This is a genomic window from Enterovibrio calviensis DSM 14347, from assembly GCF_000621165.1.
GTDB classification, from domain to species: domain Bacteria; phylum Pseudomonadota; class Gammaproteobacteria; order Enterobacterales; family Vibrionaceae; genus Enterovibrio; species Enterovibrio calviensis.
In genome coordinates this window covers 239,162-257,538 of sequence record NZ_JHZA01000008.1, presented here as the reverse complement: position 1 = coordinate 257,538, position 18,377 = coordinate 239,162, and the positions used below count along the sequence as shown (strand labels likewise).

17 protein-coding genes are annotated in these 18,377 nt (G+C 48.7%); 11 read left to right on the top strand and 6 right to left on the bottom strand.

All coding sequences use genetic code 11. The features are described 5' to 3' along the window. Positions 1-28: 28 nt before the first annotated feature. Complete coding sequence (locus Q365_RS0108115; protein WP_028022873.1) at positions 29-1,336, top strand: dicarboxylate/amino acid:cation symporter; 1,308 nt, start codon at positions 29-31, stop codon at positions 1,334-1,336. A 117-nt stretch (positions 1,337-1,453) separates the two neighbouring features. On the opposite strand, the gene Q365_RS25555 is transcribed toward Q365_RS0108115, so the two are convergent. Continuing rightward, a complete protein-coding gene (locus Q365_RS25555) occupies positions 1,454-1,846 on the bottom strand; it encodes a BLUF domain-containing protein (protein WP_051563775.1) in 393 nt (130 codons plus the stop codon). Positions 1,847-2,085: 239 nt separating this feature from the next. On the opposite strand from Q365_RS25555, the gene Q365_RS0108105 reads away from it, so the two are divergent. From Q365_RS0108105 to Q365_RS0108085, 5 genes are all read left to right on the top strand, one after another. After that, positions 2,086-3,717 (top strand): BCCT family transporter, encoded by a 1,632-nt coding sequence (locus Q365_RS0108105; protein WP_028022872.1) that lies wholly within the window; start codon positions 2,086-2,088, stop codon positions 3,715-3,717. Positions 3,718-4,248: 531 nt separating this feature from the next. After that, positions 4,249-5,883: a BCCT family transporter gene (locus Q365_RS0108100; protein WP_028022871.1), complete on the top strand. Its 1,635-nt coding sequence runs from the start codon at positions 4,249-4,251 to the stop codon at positions 5,881-5,883. Between the two features lie 128 nt (positions 5,884-6,011). After that, positions 6,012-7,895, top strand: coding sequence for a DUF294 nucleotidyltransferase-like domain-containing protein (locus Q365_RS0108095; RefSeq protein WP_028022870.1), 1,884 nt, complete (start codon positions 6,012-6,014; stop codon positions 7,893-7,895). An 8-nt stretch (positions 7,896-7,903) separates the two neighbouring features. Then, the gene (locus Q365_RS0108090) at positions 7,904-8,641 is read left to right on the top strand and encodes a 3'-5' exonuclease (RefSeq protein WP_028022869.1); all 738 of its coding nucleotides are present in this window, start codon (positions 7,904-7,906) and stop codon (positions 8,639-8,641) included. Between the two features lie 210 nt (positions 8,642-8,851). Further along, positions 8,852-9,310, top strand: a complete 459-nt coding sequence (locus Q365_RS0108085) for an FKBP-type peptidyl-prolyl cis-trans isomerase (protein WP_028022868.1) — start codon at positions 8,852-8,854, stop codon at positions 9,308-9,310. Positions 9,311-9,460: 150 nt separating this feature from the next. Here the strand turns inward: Q365_RS0108085 and Q365_RS0108080 are convergent, their stop codons facing one another. Further along, positions 9,461-10,894 carry a hypothetical protein gene (locus tag Q365_RS0108080; RefSeq protein ID WP_035024666.1) on the bottom strand — a complete coding sequence of 478 codons (1,434 nt, stop codon included), beginning with the start codon at positions 10,892-10,894 and terminating at the stop codon, positions 9,461-9,463. A gap of 63 nt (positions 10,895-10,957) precedes the next feature. On the opposite strand from Q365_RS0108080, the gene Q365_RS0108075 reads away from it, so the two are divergent. Continuing rightward, the gene (locus Q365_RS0108075) at positions 10,958-11,545 is read left to right on the top strand and encodes a sugar O-acetyltransferase (protein WP_028022866.1); all 588 of its coding nucleotides are present in this window, start codon (positions 10,958-10,960) and stop codon (positions 11,543-11,545) included. On the opposite strand, the gene Q365_RS0108070 is transcribed toward Q365_RS0108075, so the two are convergent. Further along, on the bottom strand, positions 11,542-11,805 hold the full coding sequence (locus tag Q365_RS0108070) for a YkgJ family cysteine cluster protein (RefSeq protein ID WP_028022865.1): 264 nt from the start codon (positions 11,803-11,805) through the stop codon (positions 11,542-11,544). The genes Q365_RS0108075 and Q365_RS0108070 overlap by 4 nt on opposite strands. 205 nt (positions 11,806-12,010) lie before the next feature. Between Q365_RS0108070 and Q365_RS0108065 the strand changes: the two genes are divergently transcribed. Both Q365_RS0108065 and dusC read left to right on the top strand, forming a co-directional pair. Continuing rightward, positions 12,011-12,454 (top strand): YcgN family cysteine cluster protein, encoded by a 444-nt coding sequence (locus Q365_RS0108065; RefSeq protein ID WP_028022864.1) that lies wholly within the window; start codon positions 12,011-12,013, stop codon positions 12,452-12,454. Between the two features lie 2 nt (positions 12,455-12,456). Further along, a complete protein-coding gene (dusC, locus tag Q365_RS0108060) occupies positions 12,457-13,443 on the top strand; it encodes a tRNA dihydrouridine(16) synthase DusC (RefSeq protein WP_028022863.1) in 987 nt (328 codons plus the stop codon). 86 nt (positions 13,444-13,529) lie between these two features. Here the strand turns inward: dusC and Q365_RS0108055 are convergent, their stop codons facing one another. Continuing rightward, positions 13,530-14,204, bottom strand: a complete 675-nt coding sequence (locus Q365_RS0108055; RefSeq protein ID WP_028022862.1) for a Rossmann-fold NAD(P)-binding domain-containing protein — start codon at positions 14,202-14,204, stop codon at positions 13,530-13,532. Positions 14,205-14,453: 249 nt separating this feature from the next. Between Q365_RS0108055 and Q365_RS0108050 the strand changes: the two genes are divergently transcribed. Together Q365_RS0108050 and Q365_RS0108045 are read left to right on the top strand one after the other, a co-directional pair. Beyond that, the gene (locus Q365_RS0108050; protein WP_028022861.1) at positions 14,454-15,095 is read left to right on the top strand and encodes a YecA family protein; all 642 of its coding nucleotides are present in this window, start codon (positions 14,454-14,456) and stop codon (positions 15,093-15,095) included. Then, positions 15,092-15,484 (top strand): (deoxy)nucleoside triphosphate pyrophosphohydrolase, encoded by a 393-nt coding sequence (locus Q365_RS0108045; RefSeq protein WP_028022860.1) that lies wholly within the window; start codon positions 15,092-15,094, stop codon positions 15,482-15,484. The genes Q365_RS0108050 and Q365_RS0108045 overlap by 4 nt, the downstream gene beginning before the upstream one ends. Before the next feature lie 79 nt (positions 15,485-15,563). Here the strand turns inward: Q365_RS0108045 and dsbB are convergent, their stop codons facing one another. Both dsbB and nhaB read right to left on the bottom strand, forming a co-directional pair. Continuing rightward, a complete protein-coding gene (dsbB, locus tag Q365_RS0108040) occupies positions 15,564-16,103 on the bottom strand; it encodes a disulfide bond formation protein DsbB (RefSeq protein WP_028022859.1) in 540 nt (179 codons plus the stop codon). Positions 16,104-16,190: 87 nt separating this feature from the next. Then, entirely contained in the window at positions 16,191-17,771 is a 1,581-nt protein-coding gene (gene nhaB / locus Q365_RS0108035; protein ID WP_028022858.1) for a Na(+)/H(+) antiporter NhaB, read from the bottom strand. Between the last annotated feature and the right edge of the window lie 606 nt (positions 17,772-18,377).

Below are 18,377 nucleotides of genomic sequence, written 5' to 3'. Positions count from 1 at the left end.
CGTAAATCATGAAATGGAGTGTTCGACGATGAATGCAGAGAAAAACAAGATGTCCCTGACGACTCGTGTCTTAGTGGGTATGGTCATGGGTATCGCGACGGGATTTGCGATTCGCTTTCTTTTTGCCGATGAAGGGTTTGTTAACGAGTACATCGTTAATGGCTTATTTGATGTTGGCGGACAAATCTTTGTTGCCAGCTTAAAGATGCTGGTAGTGCCATTGGTGTTTGTCTCTTTGGTCTGCGGCACGAGCGCATTGAAAGACATTGCGACCTTGGGGCGTTTAGGCGGCAAAACCCTGATGTTCTATCTGGGTACCACTGCGCTTGCTATCACGCTCGCCATGAGCCTTGCACTGTTGTTTGGCCCAGGTAAAGGCGCGGATTTAACGGCGGCGTCTAGCTTTAAAGCAGCAGAAGCACCAACCTTGGGTGAAGTGATTGTGGGCATGTTCCCAACGAACCCAATCAGTTCAATGGCTGAAGGTAATACGCTACAAATTATTATTTTTGCCGTGCTATTCGGTATCGCGATCAGTGCGTCGGGTAAGCCGGGTGAACGCATCGCGGCTTTCTTCCGCGACATGAACGAAGTGATCCTCAAGTTAGTTGCGCTGCTGATGAACCTAGCACCTTACGGTGTTTACTGTTTGATGGCGAAGCTCTTCACCACATTGGGTCTGTCGGCGATTCTGAGTCTTGCAGAATACTTCTTTGTGCTAGCGGGCGGACTGATTTTGCATGCCCTTGTGACATACACCGCGCTGTTGAAGGTGTTTGCTGGCCTTAGCCCGATCACCTTCTTAAAGAAAATGGAAGACGCGATCATGTTTGCGTTCTCTACCGCTTCTTCAAACGCGACCATTCCTGTGTCGATGGAAACCGCGACACGCCGTATGGGCGCAGACAACAAAATTGCCTCGTTCACCATCCCTCTCGGCGCGACCATCAACATGGACGGTACGGCGATGATGCAAGGTGTTGCGACCGTGTTTATTGCGCAGGCGTTTAACGTCGATCTGACACTGATGGATTACATGACGGTGATTCTGACGGCAACACTGGCGTCGATTGGTACGGCGGGTGTGCCGGGTGTTGGTTTGGTGATGTTGGCGATGGTATTGAACCAAGTGGGTCTTCCGCTAGAAGGTATCGCCTTGATCATGGGTGTTGACCGTCTTCTGGATATGATTCGCACCGCGGTAAACATCACGGGTGACTGTGCGGTGACATGTATTGTGGCCAAGAGTGAAGATGCGTTGGATCTTGACCGATATAACGACATGAAAGCGGGCGAAGAAGACGAGAAAATCGTGTTTAAACCGTCGATGCAATAAACATGGTCACGAATGACCAGTAAGCATTGGCATAGATAACGCCAGCGAAAGTTGGCGTTATCCATTGGTGAGTAGTGAAGAAACAAAATGCAGAGTGAGTTGTGGAGAGGGGTGACGTTACATGTCCCCTCGCTTGAACTCATGCAGCAATTTGTAAACTGAGATTTTATCGTATTTGAGGTCTGATAACGGTCTGTCTCTAAGCGTTGCTGATTTTTCAGCGCGGCATAATCCCATTGACCAATTGGGAAAATAGCGACGCTCGATAGGCTCTTTGAAGATGGCTTCGACACGTTTGTGCCTGAAGTCATTCTTGATGTGTTGATAAGCACTGTTTACGTCCTCTTCTTCACCTTCGAGCACTTGGATAAATTCACGCTCGCGATAGAGAAGAAGACCGGTAATACCGTGCTTTGTGTTGTTAACTCGGCTTTGAACCATCAAGGCTTTGAGTGTTTCCATATCAAAGTCAAAGAGTGATTCGCTCGTGTAAACAATAGCAATCAACATGTAGAAACCTTTTATTGATGTTGTGTCGTCATATTGTTAATTCGTTGTTTCTAGTTTGGGTGTCTTTCTAGACAAGTATTTCAAAAAAGTTTAGCACAAGCTTTTGTGAAATATTTTCGATTGTCACCATCATATTATTTCACTTTACTGCTGGGTTCTTCCGGTGGATATTTTGTGGTTATTTTGAAGCACAACACTTTAGTGCTTTTTGTTTTTTATTTTTAAATGGAGTTATCGTTGTGAGTGATAAAAGTCACGATGAATTGATGTCACCGGATGGTGCAGTGACCCCGATTGATACGGATTATCAAGTCGGTCAAGATAACATTGCAGTGAAGATTGGACCTTTTGGTTTAGATATTCACAACCGCGTATTTGTTATTTCTGGTTCAATGATAGCGCTCTTCGTCGCTGTCACTCTTCTCTTTCGACAATCTGTCGGTCCCGTTTTTAGTGAGATGAGAAACACACTGACGTCACAAATGGATTGGTTCTTCATCGGTGCAGGTAACGTATTCGTTATCTTGTGTCTGATCCTTGTTGTTAGTCCCCTTGGTAAGGTACGTCTCGGTGGTACGGAAGCGAAACCGGATTACACCTATGTCGGTTGGTTCTCAATGCTGTTTGCAGCAGGTATGGGTATCGGCTTGATGTTCTACGGTGTGTCTGAGCCTCTGTCTCATTACTCTGCTTCGTTTGGCGGCATTGTTGAAGCCAACGGTATGCGTACCGACTGGGCGCCACTAGGTGGTGCGTTGGGTAACGCTGAAGCAGCAAAAGATCTTGGTATGGCAGCAACGATTTACCACTGGGGTCTTCACCCTTGGGCTATCTATGCGCTGCTTGCTCTGTCCCTGGCATTGTTCTCGTTCAACAAAGGCTTGCCACTGACCATGCGTTCAGTGTTCTACCCGATTTTTGGCGAGCGTATTTGGGGTTGGCCGGGCCACATCATTGATATCACGGCAGTGGTAGCGACCTTGTTTGGTCTAGCAACGTCGTTGGGCTTTGGTGCCTCACAAGCGGCTGCGGGTCTTAACTATCTGTTTGGCATTCCTAATGGCACGCCAACGCAGATCGTGCTGATCATTGGTATCACAGGTCTGGCGCTGAGTTCAGTGGTTGCAGGTCTTGATGCGGGCGTGAAGCGTCTGTCTGAGTTCAACATGCTGATGGCAACCTTGCTTATGGTGTTTGTTATCGCAGTAGGCCCAACGCTTTCTATTTTCAGCAGCCTAGTGTCAAACATGGGCGCGTATTTCGAAAACTTGCCTGCACTGTCAATGCCATTTGGTCGTGAAGATGCTAACTACTCTCAAGGTTGGACTGCGTTCTACTGGGCGTGGTGGATGTCTTGGTCTCCATTCGTTGGCATGTTTATCGCTCGCGTTTCTCGTGGTCGTACCGTGCGTGAATTCATCATCTGCGTATTGATCATTCCAACATCAGTGTGTGTGATGTGGATGACAGCATTCGGTACAACCGCTATTGAACAAGTTCAAGATGGTTACCGTGCCGTGGTGGATGCAGAATTGCCATTGCAGCTATTTGCTATGTTGGACGGCTTGCCGTTAGCCAGCGTGACGTCGTTGATCGGTATTATTCTGGTTGTGGTGTTCTTTGTAACATCGTCAGACTCAGGTTCACTGGTTATCGACACCATTTCTGCGGGTGGTAAAGTGGACTCTCCAGTACCACAGCGCATCTTCTGGTGTTCGTTCGTTGGTTTGGTTGCGATTTCTCTGTTGCTGGGTGGCGGTCTTTCTGCGCTCCAAGCAATGGTGGTGTCGACGGGTCTACCGTTCGGTATCGTTCTTCTGCTTTGTGCCTTCTCCTTGGTGAAGGGACTGATGTCAGAGCCTCGTTCGTAGACCATTCGTAACATCAAAAAAATCCGGACGATAGCGTCCGGATTTTTTTATCGATACCTGAACAATTTGGATGGCAGCATTTCAGATTCGTCAGGTATCGCGACACCGCTTCACAGTGGGCAAACGGCAACCTCTTCTGCCTTGTTTGTTTTGAACTCAAAGTGACACATTGACTGAATTACGATCCTCAGAGACGCATTTGCATAACACGCCAATGCGACGAGCGGATAACAATATCATTGGTTAGACACGCGTATTCATTGTTTAGGGTTCTATGCTTGTTAGTGGCGCGAAATGTCACTTGTTGGTGCATTTACCGTTTGGATTGACTGTAAATGCAGCAGGTGGCGAGATTTTTCTCATTAACGCACGCCGCATTTAAGCATTGAACACTAAGGGTATGTTAGAGTCTTCGGTCTGCCAGTGAGCGTTCAATATGCCTGACATCAACAGATGTCTCTTTGGGATTCCTCCCAAGCATATTCAACGTCATTGACTGTATAACTCGCAAAACGGACAAAGGAGTTTACTGTGAGCGATAAAAGTCATGAAGAGTTAATGAAGCCTGACGGTGAGGTGAGTCCCATCGACACCGACTATCAGGTGGGTCAAGACAACATAGCACTAAAAATTGGCCCACTCGGGCTAGACATTCATAACCGCGTATTCCTTATATCAGGTCTTTCTATCGCGCTGTTTGTCTTTGTCACTCTCGCTTTCCAAAAAGACGTTGCGCCTGTATTTGGCGATATTCGTGGTTGGTTAACCTCAAACCTTGATTGGTTTTTTCTGACCGCGGGCGACATTTTTGTCGTTGTCTGTCTGTTTTTGATTGTTAGTCCATTAGGTAAAGTGCGTCTTGGCGGGACAGAAGCAAAGCCTGATTACAGCTATCCCGGTTGGTTCTCGATGCTGTTCGCCGCAGGTATGGGCATCGGTTTGATGTTCTATGGCGTATCTGAACCGCTATCCCACTATGCATCCTCATTCGGCGGCACATCCGTTGAAAACGGGGTGAGAACAGACTGGGCGCCATTAGGTGCAGCCGCCGGTGATGCTGCCGCCGCTGCAGATTTGGCCATGGCCGCCACTATCTATCATTGGGGTCTTCACCCTTGGGCAATCTACGCCATTTTGGCACTAGGCTTGGCGCTGTTCTCGTTCAACAAAGGCTTGCCGCTCACCATGCGTTCTGTGTTTTACCCACTTTTCGGTGAGCGTGTTTGGGGTTGGACGGGTCATATCATTGATATTTTGGCGGTCGTTGCCACCTTATTTGGTTTGGCGACCTCGCTAGGGTTTGGTGCTTCGCAAGCCGCAGCGGGCTTGAACTATTTGTTTGGTATTCCGCTGGGAACCACGACCGAGATTATTTTGGTCACGCTCATTACCGGTTTGGCACTGATTTCGGTCGCCGCAGGTCTGGATGCCGGTGTGAAGCGGTTGTCTGAGATCAACATGATGTTGGCGATGGCGTTGCTGGTATTTGTGATTATCATGGGGCCGACCCTTGCGATTGTGACCGGTTTCTTCGGTAACATGGTCTCTTACATTGAACACCTCCCAGCACTTTCGATGCCGTTTGGGCGAGAAGATGCCAACTTCTCCCAAGGTTGGACTGCGTTCTATTGGGCATGGTGGATTTCATGGTCACCATTTGTCGGTATGTTTATCGCGCGTGTTTCGCGTGGTCGTACGGTTCGTGAATTCATCATTTGTGTGTTGCTCATTCCATCAGCCGCATGTGTCCTTTGGATGACGGCATTTGGCGGAACAGCCATTAGCCAAGTGGTTAACGACGGCTATATGGCAGTCACGGAATCGGCACTACCACTTCAGTTGTTCACCATGCTAGATGCATTGCCTTTGGCACAAGTGACCTCGTTTATTGGTATTATTCTGGTGGTTGTGTTTTTTGTTACCTCATCAGATTCTGGCTCGCTAGTGATTGATACCATTTCAGCGGGCGGTAAAGTTGACGCGCCGATGCCTCAGCGCGTGTTCTGGTGTACGTTTGAAGGCTTGGTTGCCGTTGTTCTTCTGCTGGGTGGCGGTTTGGTTGCCTTGCAGGCGATGGCGGTATCTACGGGCTTCCCGTTCACCATTGTTTTGTTAGTTGCCTGTGTGTCGCTAATCAAGGGATTGATGTCTGAACCCCGCGGTTAAACGCAATCAGGTGTAAGTAATGGGGCAGGTTTGTTCCCGCGCAACGTGAATGGTTGCGTGGGGGTGAGTCTGCCCTGTTTCGTCTGGTTAAGAGTGAGCCAAGATGGCTCCCAAGAGATTGAGAATTAATGGAAGCGGAACAAATCGAAATCGCAGCGTTTCTCAAGCAACACCCCCCTTTTGATGCATTGCCAGAAGAGGTTGTCGACGACGTTGCAAAGCAGGTCGAAATCTCCTATTTCCGTGCAGAAACACAATTGTACGAATACGGCGTGCCCATCAATGATTTGTGTGTGGTGCGAAGTGGCGTATTAGAAATATACCGCCGAAACGGTGAGCTGTTTAACCGTTTGTCTGAAGGCGGGATCTTCGGGCAATGGGGCCTATTGATGAACCGCCGTGTTCGTTATGCCGCCAAAGCGATTGAAGACAGCTTGGTGTATTTCATTCCTGCGGCAGTGTTTGACGATCTTTTTGAACGTTTCGAAGTGTTTTCTGATTTCATGGAAACCGAAGATACAACGCGCCTGCGTCAAGCGGTTGAAAGTCATAACGATAGCAACGATCTCACCACCTCTAAAGTCAGCTCGCTAATTATTCGCGACCCTGTGACCGTCGAGCGCGAAGCCACCATTCAGCAAGCCGCTCAGATCATGACCGAAGAAGGGGTGTCTTCCTTGTTGGTGATGACCACCGAGGTGGATGAAGACAACCAAGAGACCACGAGAACGGTGGGGATTATTACCGATCGTGATTTACGTTCCCGCGTGATTGCTTTGGGTTTGCCCTATGAAACCCCTGTCTCCGAGATACTGACGCCACAATTGATTACCCTCGATCACAACGCTTACGTGTTTGAGGCCATGCTGACGATGCTGAGAAATAATCTGCATCACTTGCCGATCCTTCGTCATCAGAAGCCAGTGGGTGTTATCGCGCTGTCTGATATTGTTCGATACGAATCGCAAAGCAGCCTTGTTATCGTGAGCAGCATCTATCGTCAGCAATCGGTTGATGATCTCGAAGTCATTGCCAAAGGCGTGCCTGCGTGCTTCTCACGCATGGTCTCTGAAGATGCCAACTCCCACATGATTGGCTCTGCGATGGCAGTGATTGGCCGCAGCTTCAAACAACGTTTACTTGAGCTGGGCGAAGAAGAATTTGGGCCACCGCCAGTGCCTTATTGCTTCTTGGCATTGGGTTCTATGGCTCGTGACGAGCAGCTGATCGTGACCGATCAAGACAACGCCATGATCTTGGACGACAAGTTCGATCCGAAAGAGCATGACGAATATTTTGCCAACTTGGCGAAGTTTGTGAGTGATGGCCTTGCGCGCTGTGGTTACAGCTATTGTACCGGTAACATCATGGCGACCAACCCAGAGTGGCGTAAAACGCGCACCGAATGGGAGGCCTGCTTTGCCGATTGGATTGACCAGCCGAATCCGAAATCACTGCTCAACAGCAGTATTTTCTTTGACCTTGACGGTGTGCATGGCGCAACCAATTGGGCGGAAACGCTTAAAGCCTTTATCGGACGCCGCGCTCGCCGTAACAATCGCTTCTTGGCCTGCATGGCGAGAAACGCACTGAACCGCACGCCGCCGCTAGGCTTTTTCAAGAACTTTGTGATGGAACAAGACGGTCGCCACAAGAACTCGATGAACTTGAAACGTCGTGGCACCGCACCTTTAGCGGATCTTATTCGTGTGCATGCGCTGGCTGTCGATTCACGTTCTCAAAATTCGTTTGAGCGCCTTGATGACATTATCGAAGCGGGTATTTTGCCGAAAGGGCGAGGTGAAGATTTGCGTGATGCGATGGAGTTCATCTCCACCGTGCGTATCCGTCACCAAGCGTTGGACGTTGACACTGAAACTGAGCCTGACAACAACATCGAGCCGGATAATTTGTCTGAATTCGAACGCCGAAACTTGAAAGATGCTTTTGAGATCTTGAGCAATGCGCAGAAGTTCTTGAAGTATCGTTATCAGCCGAACCGCAGCAATTAGGAGGCATCATGTTATATCTTGAACCTCCTAAGAAAGTCGGATACGCCAATGTTGGGCCAGATTGGCCCACACTGATTGCTCGGCTGAAACAAAAAGCGAAAGTCCCTTTGTTAAAGCGTTTTTATGACGTGACGAATACGAACGGAGAGATGCCGCTTTCTGAAGTGGAGTTCGTTGCGTTAGATTTGGAGACGACGGGACTCGATCCAACGAAAAGTGAAATCATCAGTGTCGGTTTAGTGCCTTTTACGCTGTCACGTATTCATTGTCGAGAGGCCAAACACTGGATAGTGAAGCCACGTAAAGCCTTGAATGAAGAGTCTGTGGTGTTTCATGGTATCACTCACTCTGATATCAGTGATGCGCCAGATTTACGTCGTATTCTTGAAGAGGTGTTGGCTGCACTGGAAGGCAAGATCGTGGTGGTGCACTATCGTCGCATTGAGCGAGAGTTCATCGACACGGCGATTAAGCAGCGTCTGGGTGAAGGGTTGATGTTCCCTGTGATTGATACACTGGAAATAGAATCATGGTTCCATCGTAAACCAAGACAGAAACTGTGGTCGCGCCTCTTCTGTCGTCCGTTAACATCAATCCGTTTGGCAGACAGTCGTCGTCGCTACAATTTGCCCTTCTATCAAGGCCACAATGCACTGGTAGATGCTCTAGCGACAGCGGAGTTGTTGCAGGCGCAAGTCGCACATCGATTTAGCCCAGATGACCCTCTAAAATCACTATGGCGCTAGATGGGTGACGAAAGACAGACGGAATGTTGCAACCATTCCGTTTTTGGATTTGCCGAAGTTCACGTTTTTTCCAATTCGATCCCATTGATTTGGGCCTGAAACCCTAGCGACATTATCACTGTGTTAGAGTCAAAGTGTCCCGCCTAAATGGGAGTCGGTATCTGTCAGAGTTTCAGATGCATATATTCGTTGCCGACAAAGGATGGCATGATGATTGAAGATAACAAAGTCGTAAAAATCGATTACACGGTAAAAGACGAATCAGGCCAAGTGATTGATTCTTCAGAAGGGAAAGAACCACTCGCGTATCTGCACGGCACGGGCAATATTATTCCTGGTTTGGAAAATGCGTTAACGGGTAAAGCGGAAGGCGATGACTTCAGCGCGGTAGTTCAACCTGAAGATGCTTACGGCCCACGCAACGACGGTATGATCCAAACTGTTGAGAAAAGCGTGTTTCAAGGCGTTGAAGAAATTGAAGTCGGTATGGTCTTCAATGCTCAAGGCCCACAAGGTGACATCCAAGTCACTATCGCAGACATTGATGGTGACCAAGTGACCATTGATGGTAACCACCCACTCGCTGGCTTGGTGCTGCATTTTGAAGGCGTGGTACGTGAAGTGCGTGACGCGACTCAAGAAGAAATTGAACACGGCCACGTACACTAAGTACACGGTTGATTTGCCCTTTGGGGTGATGAGAGAAAAGCAAGCCTAAATGGCTTGCTTTTTTGCTTTCAGAACCACGATTTTCTCGCTTCTTGCTTCTTGCTTCTTGCTTCTTGCTTCTTGCTTCTTGCTTCTTGCTATTCAGCCACGCTATTCGATAGTGTTTTCAACGCGCTCCAGCAACTCATCAAAAAGAAACGCATCATCAAAATGACGTTCTCCAACGAACGCAATCGCGTGTGCGCCTTGTTGTCTCATTGCGCCGGGTGAGCGAACGCCAAACGGCCATAAGAACCAGCGCTCACCTCGAGCACTTGCGTCGATAACACCGTGGCGGTTGAAGGGGCTTTTGATTTCGCCATCCGGGGTTTTTAACGTGAACAATAACTGCAGTTGGCGTGGTTCAAGCTCAATGCTGGCGGGTATGTTATCGGTAAAACTCACATGATTAATCATATGGTCACCGCCTGTCAGAGAGACGGCTAAGCGGGCATTGCTCGTGGGCGCAGGTAGGTCACTTTCGATAGGACGCTCGTCATCGCTCTTGGTAAAGCGCAGTGTTGGATTCAATGCATACACCATATGGAAACACCCACATTGGTGAATGGAATCAAAGATGAGTGGAGCGCCATGCTTGTCTAACGTTAGGCGAAGGTTAATGGCATCTAACTCTCCAGCATAGGGGTCAAACGCACCTTTTGCGGTTCTGGCTTTAAACCACAGCACATAGTTGAGTTGCGGCAGTATCTCTCCGTCAAATCGTGTGTAGGAAACGGAGCGATAGATGAGCGGTCGTTCAGTGTTGACGATGGGTTTGCTGTGATTATCGAGTTCCAACGCGCCCGGTAAATCATCTTGTGACAGCGTTTCAACCGTCACGATGGGCGAGTAATGATTGAGGAGTTGTTGCGATTGCGCTTCGCTCAACATCGGCCAGTTGAGCTCCGAAGGCTGACTAGCCTTTGCCATCATTTTCTCAATCTGTCCGGATGACAGTCGAGAACGCGTTTCACTGTAACTGAATGGATGGGCAAGGGGGCGGCCAAAATCAGCCTGAATGTGTGCTTGCTCTTGTTCAATGCGAGATTGTGCGACGATGCTGGCAATCGGATAAGCGCCAAGCACGCGCTTCCAGTGTTGATACGCAGTGGGAATCGTCGGGGCGTGTTCTTGGATGGATTGCCAGAAGGCATCGTTGTCAGCACTGTCTTTCGTAAGTGCTTGCTGGCATTGGGTTAGCACGACACGTTTTGTATCCTCGATGTTCGCCGCTAAGGCCAAGAGTGTGGCGAGCTGATCTTGACCAAGCTTGGACACATAACCCAGCCACTCGACCCGTGAAGCTTCGTCCGTTAGCGAATGAGCCAGAGAAGCACTCAGGCGGTCAAATGCCAGATGGGGAAAGCGTGGGTCATAGTGGTAAGGCAGTGCATAGTCTCGAGCGTCTTCTACACCTTGATAAAAGTGATGAAGTCTTTGTTCGCATTGATTTGATGACGTACTGAACAACATCGGAGGCGGAGACGATGCGCAGCCGACTAAACCAACAATTAAGAGTAAGAAGGCGAACCAAGATCTCAGCATGGTATCTCCGGTTTAGGTTATGTTCTCTGTCTATTGTGGAGTGTGCGCAAAGAAGCGGGAAAAATGAAAACAGAAAAGCAAAAAATGCTAAGTGGCGAACTATATATTGCCAGTGACCCAGAATTAGTGGCGGATAAAATGCGTTGCCGAGAGGCGATGCGTCGATTCAATCAAAGTATTCCTGACAGCGACGAGTGGAAAACCGCAAAGCGCGATTTGTTGCCGAACGCGGCAGACAACGTCTATATCGAGCCGCCTTTCTTTTGTGATTACGGCATTCACACCGAGATTGGTGAGGATGTGTTTATGAATTTCAACTGCACGATATTAGATGTCGCCCCCGTTCGTATTGGCAATCGTGTCATGATGGCAAACAACGTACAGTTACTGACAGCAACGCATCCGCTTGATGTTGAGCGTCGGGTCGTTAATTTGGAAGAGTATGGTTTGCCCATCACCATCGGGGACAATGCTTGGTTAGGGGGCGGCGTGATTGTGTTGCCAGGGGTCAGCATTGGCAAAAATTGCGTGATTGGCGCGGGCAGTGTGGTGACTAAATCTGTGCCCGATAACATGGTGGCTGCAGGAAATCCGGCGCGTATTATTCGTGAACTCACGGAAGAAGAAGCCGCAGAGAGCCACTCTCGTTAGGTGAGGGTTTCTAGTTCGGTTAACACATCAATCGCGTATTGATTAGAACCACCACAAATATCTCGGTCGGCCTTGAATTGGCTGCATACCGCTGGGCGATCTGGCTGGCCGAATATCTTGCATAAATTGTTGTCATTCAGCTGAATGCATCTTTCACCGGCGGGTTTGCCATTAGGCATACCTGGAATGGGGGATGAAATACTTGGCGCAATACAACATGCCCCACAGCCTAAACGGCAGCTTATTTCTTGCTCTTTCATCTAACGCGCCCAACACTCAATAACGATAAGGCGCGCACATTATCACTCCATCATGCTTTTCGCAAAAAGCGTTTATAACTTGCTGATTATTGGTCTAGGGCTTGGTGTCACTCTGCTTGAAGTGGGATAGTCCTTGAACTTTTTGGGCTGGGTGGTATAACGGGCGCCTCTAAGCGTTATCTCAACATCAACGGTATAAACGAACATGACGACACCTTTCTGGGAACAAAAAACACTGACTGATATGACGGATGCAGAGTGGGAATCGCTGTGCGACGGTTGCGGTAAGTGCTGTCTTCATAAGTTGATTGATGAAGATACCGAACAGCTTTATTACACCAATATCGCGTGCAGCCTGCTCGACGATAAAACGTGCTCATGTAAAGACTACACGAATCGCTTTAGCTACGACGAAGATTGCTTGAAGCTATCCCGTGACAAAATTGAAGAATTCTACTGGCTACCAGATACCTGTGCGTATCGCCTGCTGGCAGAAGACAAGCCTCTACCTGCGTGGCACCCGCTGATCACGGGTTCAAAAGATGCCATGCACGCCGCTGATGAATCTGTGCGCGAGAAAGTGGTTTACGAAATCGATGTGATTGATTGGGAAGACCACATTCTGAATCATCCAAACCGAGGCCAATAAGCGTGAAGCTCGTTCTTGGTCCGATGGAAGGCGTGCTTGATGCTTTGATGCGTCAAATGCTGACCGAAATTAACGGTTACGATCTGTGTGTCACCGAATTTGTGCGTATTGTTGATGCGCTGCTGCCGCCACGTGTTTATCACCGTATGTGTCCTGAACTCGAAGCGGGTGGCAAAACCACGTCAGGAACGCCGGTGCGTGTTCAATTGCTTGGCCAATCACCGCAATACATGGCGGAGAACGCGGCGCAAGTGATCGAACTGGGCTCGGCGGGGGTGGATATCAACTTTGGCTGTCCGTCTAAAACTGTGAATGGCAGCAAAGGCGGGGCGGCGTTACTCAAAGACCCTGAACAGCTGTTTCAAGTGGTCAAAGCGGTGCGCAATGCTGTACCAGTTGGCAACATTGTCAGTGCTAAGGTGCGATTGGGATTCGACGATTGTTCGTCGTATCGCGAGATTGTCGATGCCGTGCAGTTGGCGGGTGCAGATGAAATTGTGGTTCATGGCCGAAGCAAAGCCGATGCGTATAAACCGGGTACGGTACGTTGGGACTTGATCGGTGATATCACTCAGCGTTTGCGTATTCCTGTCACAGCGAACGGTGACATTTGGAACCAAGAAGATGCATTGCGTTGTCAGGCAGTAACGGGCTGCGACACCCTGATGGTTTGTCGTGGTGCGTTGAATGTACCTAACCTTGGCGCGCATATAAAACGTGGTGAAGCTATGATGTCATGGCACGCCGTGTTGGCGCTGTTGGTTCGCTACTCCGAATTTGAAATTCGTGGCGACAAGGGCTTGTACTACGCGAACCGCGTGAAGCAATGGTTCAGGTATTTACAGGTGCAGTACCCACAATCGAATGTTTTGTTTGCCGAAATTCGTCAATTGAAAGACAAGCAACAGATTTTAAACATCATCGTTGCGGCGCTTAATGACGTTGAAAAACGTATCGAGCGTTATGGTGAAGCCGAAGCATTCGCCTAACTGTATTGATGCTGTCACGCGTTAACAAAAAAGGCAGACGTCACGTCTGCCTTTTTTGCATTCATATTCGTGATGTTACAGCAGGATCAGTATTGATTAAGGACTCGACCTGAAAGAGTGCGTCTGTCTGTTCGACCCGGCCAGCTTTCTTCTGATAAGACGGAAATCATGCTGCGAGCAACGCGTACAGCTTCAACGGGCTCTAAATCTGCCAGAGGGCCCGCGAGAAAAGGCGACAGGGCAGGCATCATTCGCTGAAGCATTTGTTCGTCTTTTCTTGGTGCATCCCGCTCGCCCAGTAATGGACCAGGGCGCGCAATCAAAAAACGCTTAAAGCCCATCTCGGAAACCGTTCGTTCCATTCTGCCTTTGCATCGCAAGTAGTGAGATGGAGACCAAGGGTGGCTAAACAGGCTAGAGACGACCGCGAGGTGCTTGACGCCCATCACTGCCATCATACGTGCGACCTTCACCACCAATTGATAATCAACGGCTTCTAGCGCCTGTTTAGATCCTGCTTGCTGCTTTGTGGTTCCCAGAGAAATGTAGCCTTGTAACGGCACAGGCCATTGGGGTTGCCAATGGGTGACCGATAAATCTGGACTCTGATGAACGATGATTTTTTCTGATACGACAGCAATGGGGCGACGCGTCACAACGTGAATATGCGTCACGTTTGGGTCACCCAATAATTGATGTAACAACTCGTCACCAACCAAGCCTGTGGCTCCGGCAAGAATGACACTTCGAGACGATGGCAAGAGAATTTCCTTTCGTATTCTGTCGCCGCTAAGGCTACCACGGTTTGCGCAAAAAGATTCAAGATGTTAGCGCTAATATTTGATAAAACGCGAACTATTGCACGTTAAAATCAGCACCAATTTTGTGTGAATAGCCGTGTTAAGCGGGATGGGGGAGTTTTCGGTTTTCGGTCTCTATGCTCGCTGAATCCTGCATCTTCAGGTTACTTGGGTATATAATATCGACAACTTTATTTTTCGAGAACTGCAATGACAACAATGGTTGAACTGCCTGATAACTGGGCAGGCATGCCCGCGACGTTTATTGAAGGTGCGCTGCTTGCTGCGAACCTATCACCTGCGCCGCTTGATCCTGATTTATGGCAGCCTATTTTGCTGACTGGCGGCGTGGATGAAGACAACATCGAGCCACTTACGACAGAGCAAAAACACGCGATCATGTTGCGCTTCGAACAACAATATGTGGCGTTAATGAAGCATGAATATGCATTGCCACAAGCCCTTTCGCTTGAAGCTGCACGTCATGATGGTCATCAGGCTTTTGCTGAAGGCTTCCTAGCGGTTTGGCCGCACATTGAACCTGCTTGGCAGGAAGTTAGCGTTTCAGATGGTAGTCGACGTATGTTGTCAGCGTTGATGACCACTATGCTGTTCCTTCACGATGAACAAGGCACGCTGGCACAGATGGAAGAGGCAGGGCTTGCATCGCTGCCATCGCCAGAAAAATACTATCAGCAATTAGCCTTGATGATTAATGAAGTGGCCCTTGCTGCGGACGAAGTTCAACAAGGCTCTGGTGCTCGCGCTGTGAACCCTTACAAGTCTGTGGGTCGCAACGATCCTTGCCCGTGTAAAAGTGGGAAGAAATTCAAGAAGTGCTGCGGTAAATGACCCTAACTCCCATTCTTGTCGTTGCGGGTGTGATCACCGAGGGCGACCGCGTGTTGATCGCACAACGCCACGGCGTGGACGGCGAAACGGGTCTTTGGGAGTTCCCGGGCGGCAAAGTCGAAGCGGGCGAAACGGAGCAAGAAGCGTTAGCGCGTGAGTTGATGGAAGAGCTAGGGCTGAGTGTTGCGGTGGACGACTTCTTAGTTGAAACGCTTCACCACTACCCTGCGAAGTCCATACTCTTGTGCAGCTACCGTTGCAAGGCCGTGGCTGGCGATATCACTTTGCATTGTCATCAAGCCATGGCTTGGGTCTTACCGAATGAACTCGACCGCTATTGCTTTAGTGGTGCTGACTTACCGCTGGTTAAGCACCTTCAGTTTGCTTGAAGGCAGTGGAAGACAATAGAGCAATAAAAATCCCAGCATAAAGCTGGGATTTTTATTGGGTTAATTCTGGTGTGCTTGGTTAGAACAAGCGACGATCACGCGGTTTACCGAAGAACTGAGACAGCACAACAAGCCCAAATACGACAAGCATTGCGCCGTAAATGATCACTAGCCACTGTGGCATAGTGAGTGTCATGAATTCCCATACGATCTTGCTGCAATCACCGCTGGCTTCAAACATCCACGGAACCCATTGGTTGAGAGGTGCCCAAGACGGGAACGAAACGAAGATGTCACAGGTCGCGCCGAAAAGATCATTCGGGTCTGGGAATTGGTAGCCAACGTGTTCAATGGAGAGCTTGAGTCCCCATCCTGTCGATACGCCCCATGCCGCAAGGCCGAGCCAGCGGACCAAACCGTTGCTAGGTGCGATCATACCAATGAGGCCAGCTCCAAGAACACCTACCATGGCAACGCGTTCATAAATACACATGACACATGGCGCAAGATTCATGATGTGCTGGAAATACAGCGCACAAGCTTCGAAAGCCAATGCAGACAGCATCAGCAAAAACCATGCACCGCGACCGCGAGATATTTGATTGAAGTAGGACAACATAGGTTATAAATCCGTTTTAAAACAAAAAAGCCCCACCTAATTGTGGGACTTTGATATTCAAAGGTTTATTGGACAGAAAATCAATACTTAATGACCAGTAGTTACTGCGCCAACCGCTTCAACTGTACCGAGTGAGATCCAACCTAACGAGTCGAACCAATCCGTCATTGGAATCAACAACAGTTCGATACCTGCCAAACCCACCAAGCCCATCACAATGGTGTATGGCAATGCCATGTAAACCATTTTGCCGTAAGACAAGCGCAGCAGTGGCGCCAGTGTCGATGTTAGCAAGAATAGGAACGCGGCTTGGCCATTCGGTGTTGCGACTGATGGAAGGTTCGTACCGGTATTGATTGCGACTGCCAACAGCTCAAATTGTTCGCGGGTAATCATGCCTTCCGTCAACGCAGATTTGACTTCGTTGATGTAGACGGTTCCCACGAATACGTTATCAGACACCATAGAAAGCAATCCGTTCGCAATATAGAACATGGTGAGCTGTGCACCACCTTCCATTTGCAATACGGCAGCGATCACTGGGGTAAAGAGTTCTTGGTCAACGATTACCGCAACGACCGCAAAAAATACGGCAAGTAACGCAGTGAATGGCAGAGCCTCTTCAAATGCTTTACCGATGTGGTGCTCGTCAATCACGCCAGTGAATGAGGTTGCTAGGATGATAACGGTTAGACCAATCAGACCCACAGCGGCAAGGTGCATTGCCAGCGCAATCACAAGGAAAACTGCAATACACGCTTGAGCGATCAATTTCGCAACGTCGATATTCGTGCGCTTGGCGCGCTCGCCTGCATCGAATTCCAATAGGATGTTACGCACGTTTTCTGGCAGTTTTGTGCCGTAATCAAACAGACGGAACTTCTCGACCACCACACAGGTGATGAGGCCGCAAATAAGAACAGGTAGCGTGACAGGCAACATGCGAATGATGAATTCGCCAAATTGCCAACCGGCTTTTTCTGCAATGATAAGGTTTTGCGGTTCGCCTACCATGGTCATTACACCACCAAGCGCGGTACCGACACCGGCATGCATTAGCAAGCTACGAAGAAATGCGCGGTATTGCTCTAAGTCATCACGGCTTAGGTCATCACCAAGATGATCATCCGAAGTATGGTCATTGTCTGCAGACCCGCCCGATGCAACGCGGTGATAAATAGAGTAGAAACCGACAGCAACGCTGATGATAACGGCAATAACGGTTAGGGCGTCTAAGAATGCTGAAAGCAGTGCAGCTGCGGCACAGAAGGCAAGAGACAGCATGGATTTAGAGCGGATACCAAGCAGTATTTTGGTAAACATAAACAGCAGAAGCTGCTTCATGAAGTAAATGCCAGCCACCATGAAGATAAGCAACAGCAAGACTTCAAAGTTAGCAACCAACTCGTGTTTGACGGTATCTGCGCTTGTCATCCCAATAGCAACAGCTTCAATAGCGAGCAGGCCGCCTGGCTGAAGAGGGTAGCATTTCAGTGCCATTGCTAACGTGAAAATGAATTCTACGACGAGCAACCAACCAGCAACAAATGGGTCAATTGCGAAAACAATAGGGTTGATAATCAAAAACGCGATAATCGCCGCTTTGTACCAATTGGGCGCTTTACCGAGAAAGTTCTTAGTAAAAGCATTCCTTAGCGTAATGGCCATGTCTTTGTCTCTGTTCTTATAGAAAAAGCAAGTCTTCTTGGGGGCTTGAAATGAAGATGTAAACAAGCTGTTGCGTTTGGAGATGGTCAGGTTTCACTTTTATGACGCGCTGCTAAATCAAGCAAAATAAACATGCGAATGTTCAATCACTCGGCAATAAAACGCCATTGAAACCCATCGCATAGGCAAACTCGGAGCACACAATACAGCGACTTTCCAAACAGTCAACAATCCTTTGCATGTTAATTAAATTACTGGAGTATGTTACGAAAAAACGAAACGTGAATCGCCTCGTGTCGAAATACCTTGTAACATTTGGGCGCGCTTATTCTATGCGTGAGTCTGGTTGTATACAGTGATGCGGATCAAGGTTAAATAGTACGTTGCTTACAAGTGAACATTTATTCAGGCGTTTAGACAAAGAAGGTGGTCAAAAGCCTCATTTGGCAATGGAAAAGCCTCTTCTGTGTGATGAATGTTGATAGAAATATGTTTGATAATGTTCCTTTTGGGGAATGCGGATGTTACGTCAGGTTATTTAGCTAACTGTGATGTATGACGTCAAATCACGGGGAAATGCGAGTCTGCGAGGGCACTCATAGGTTT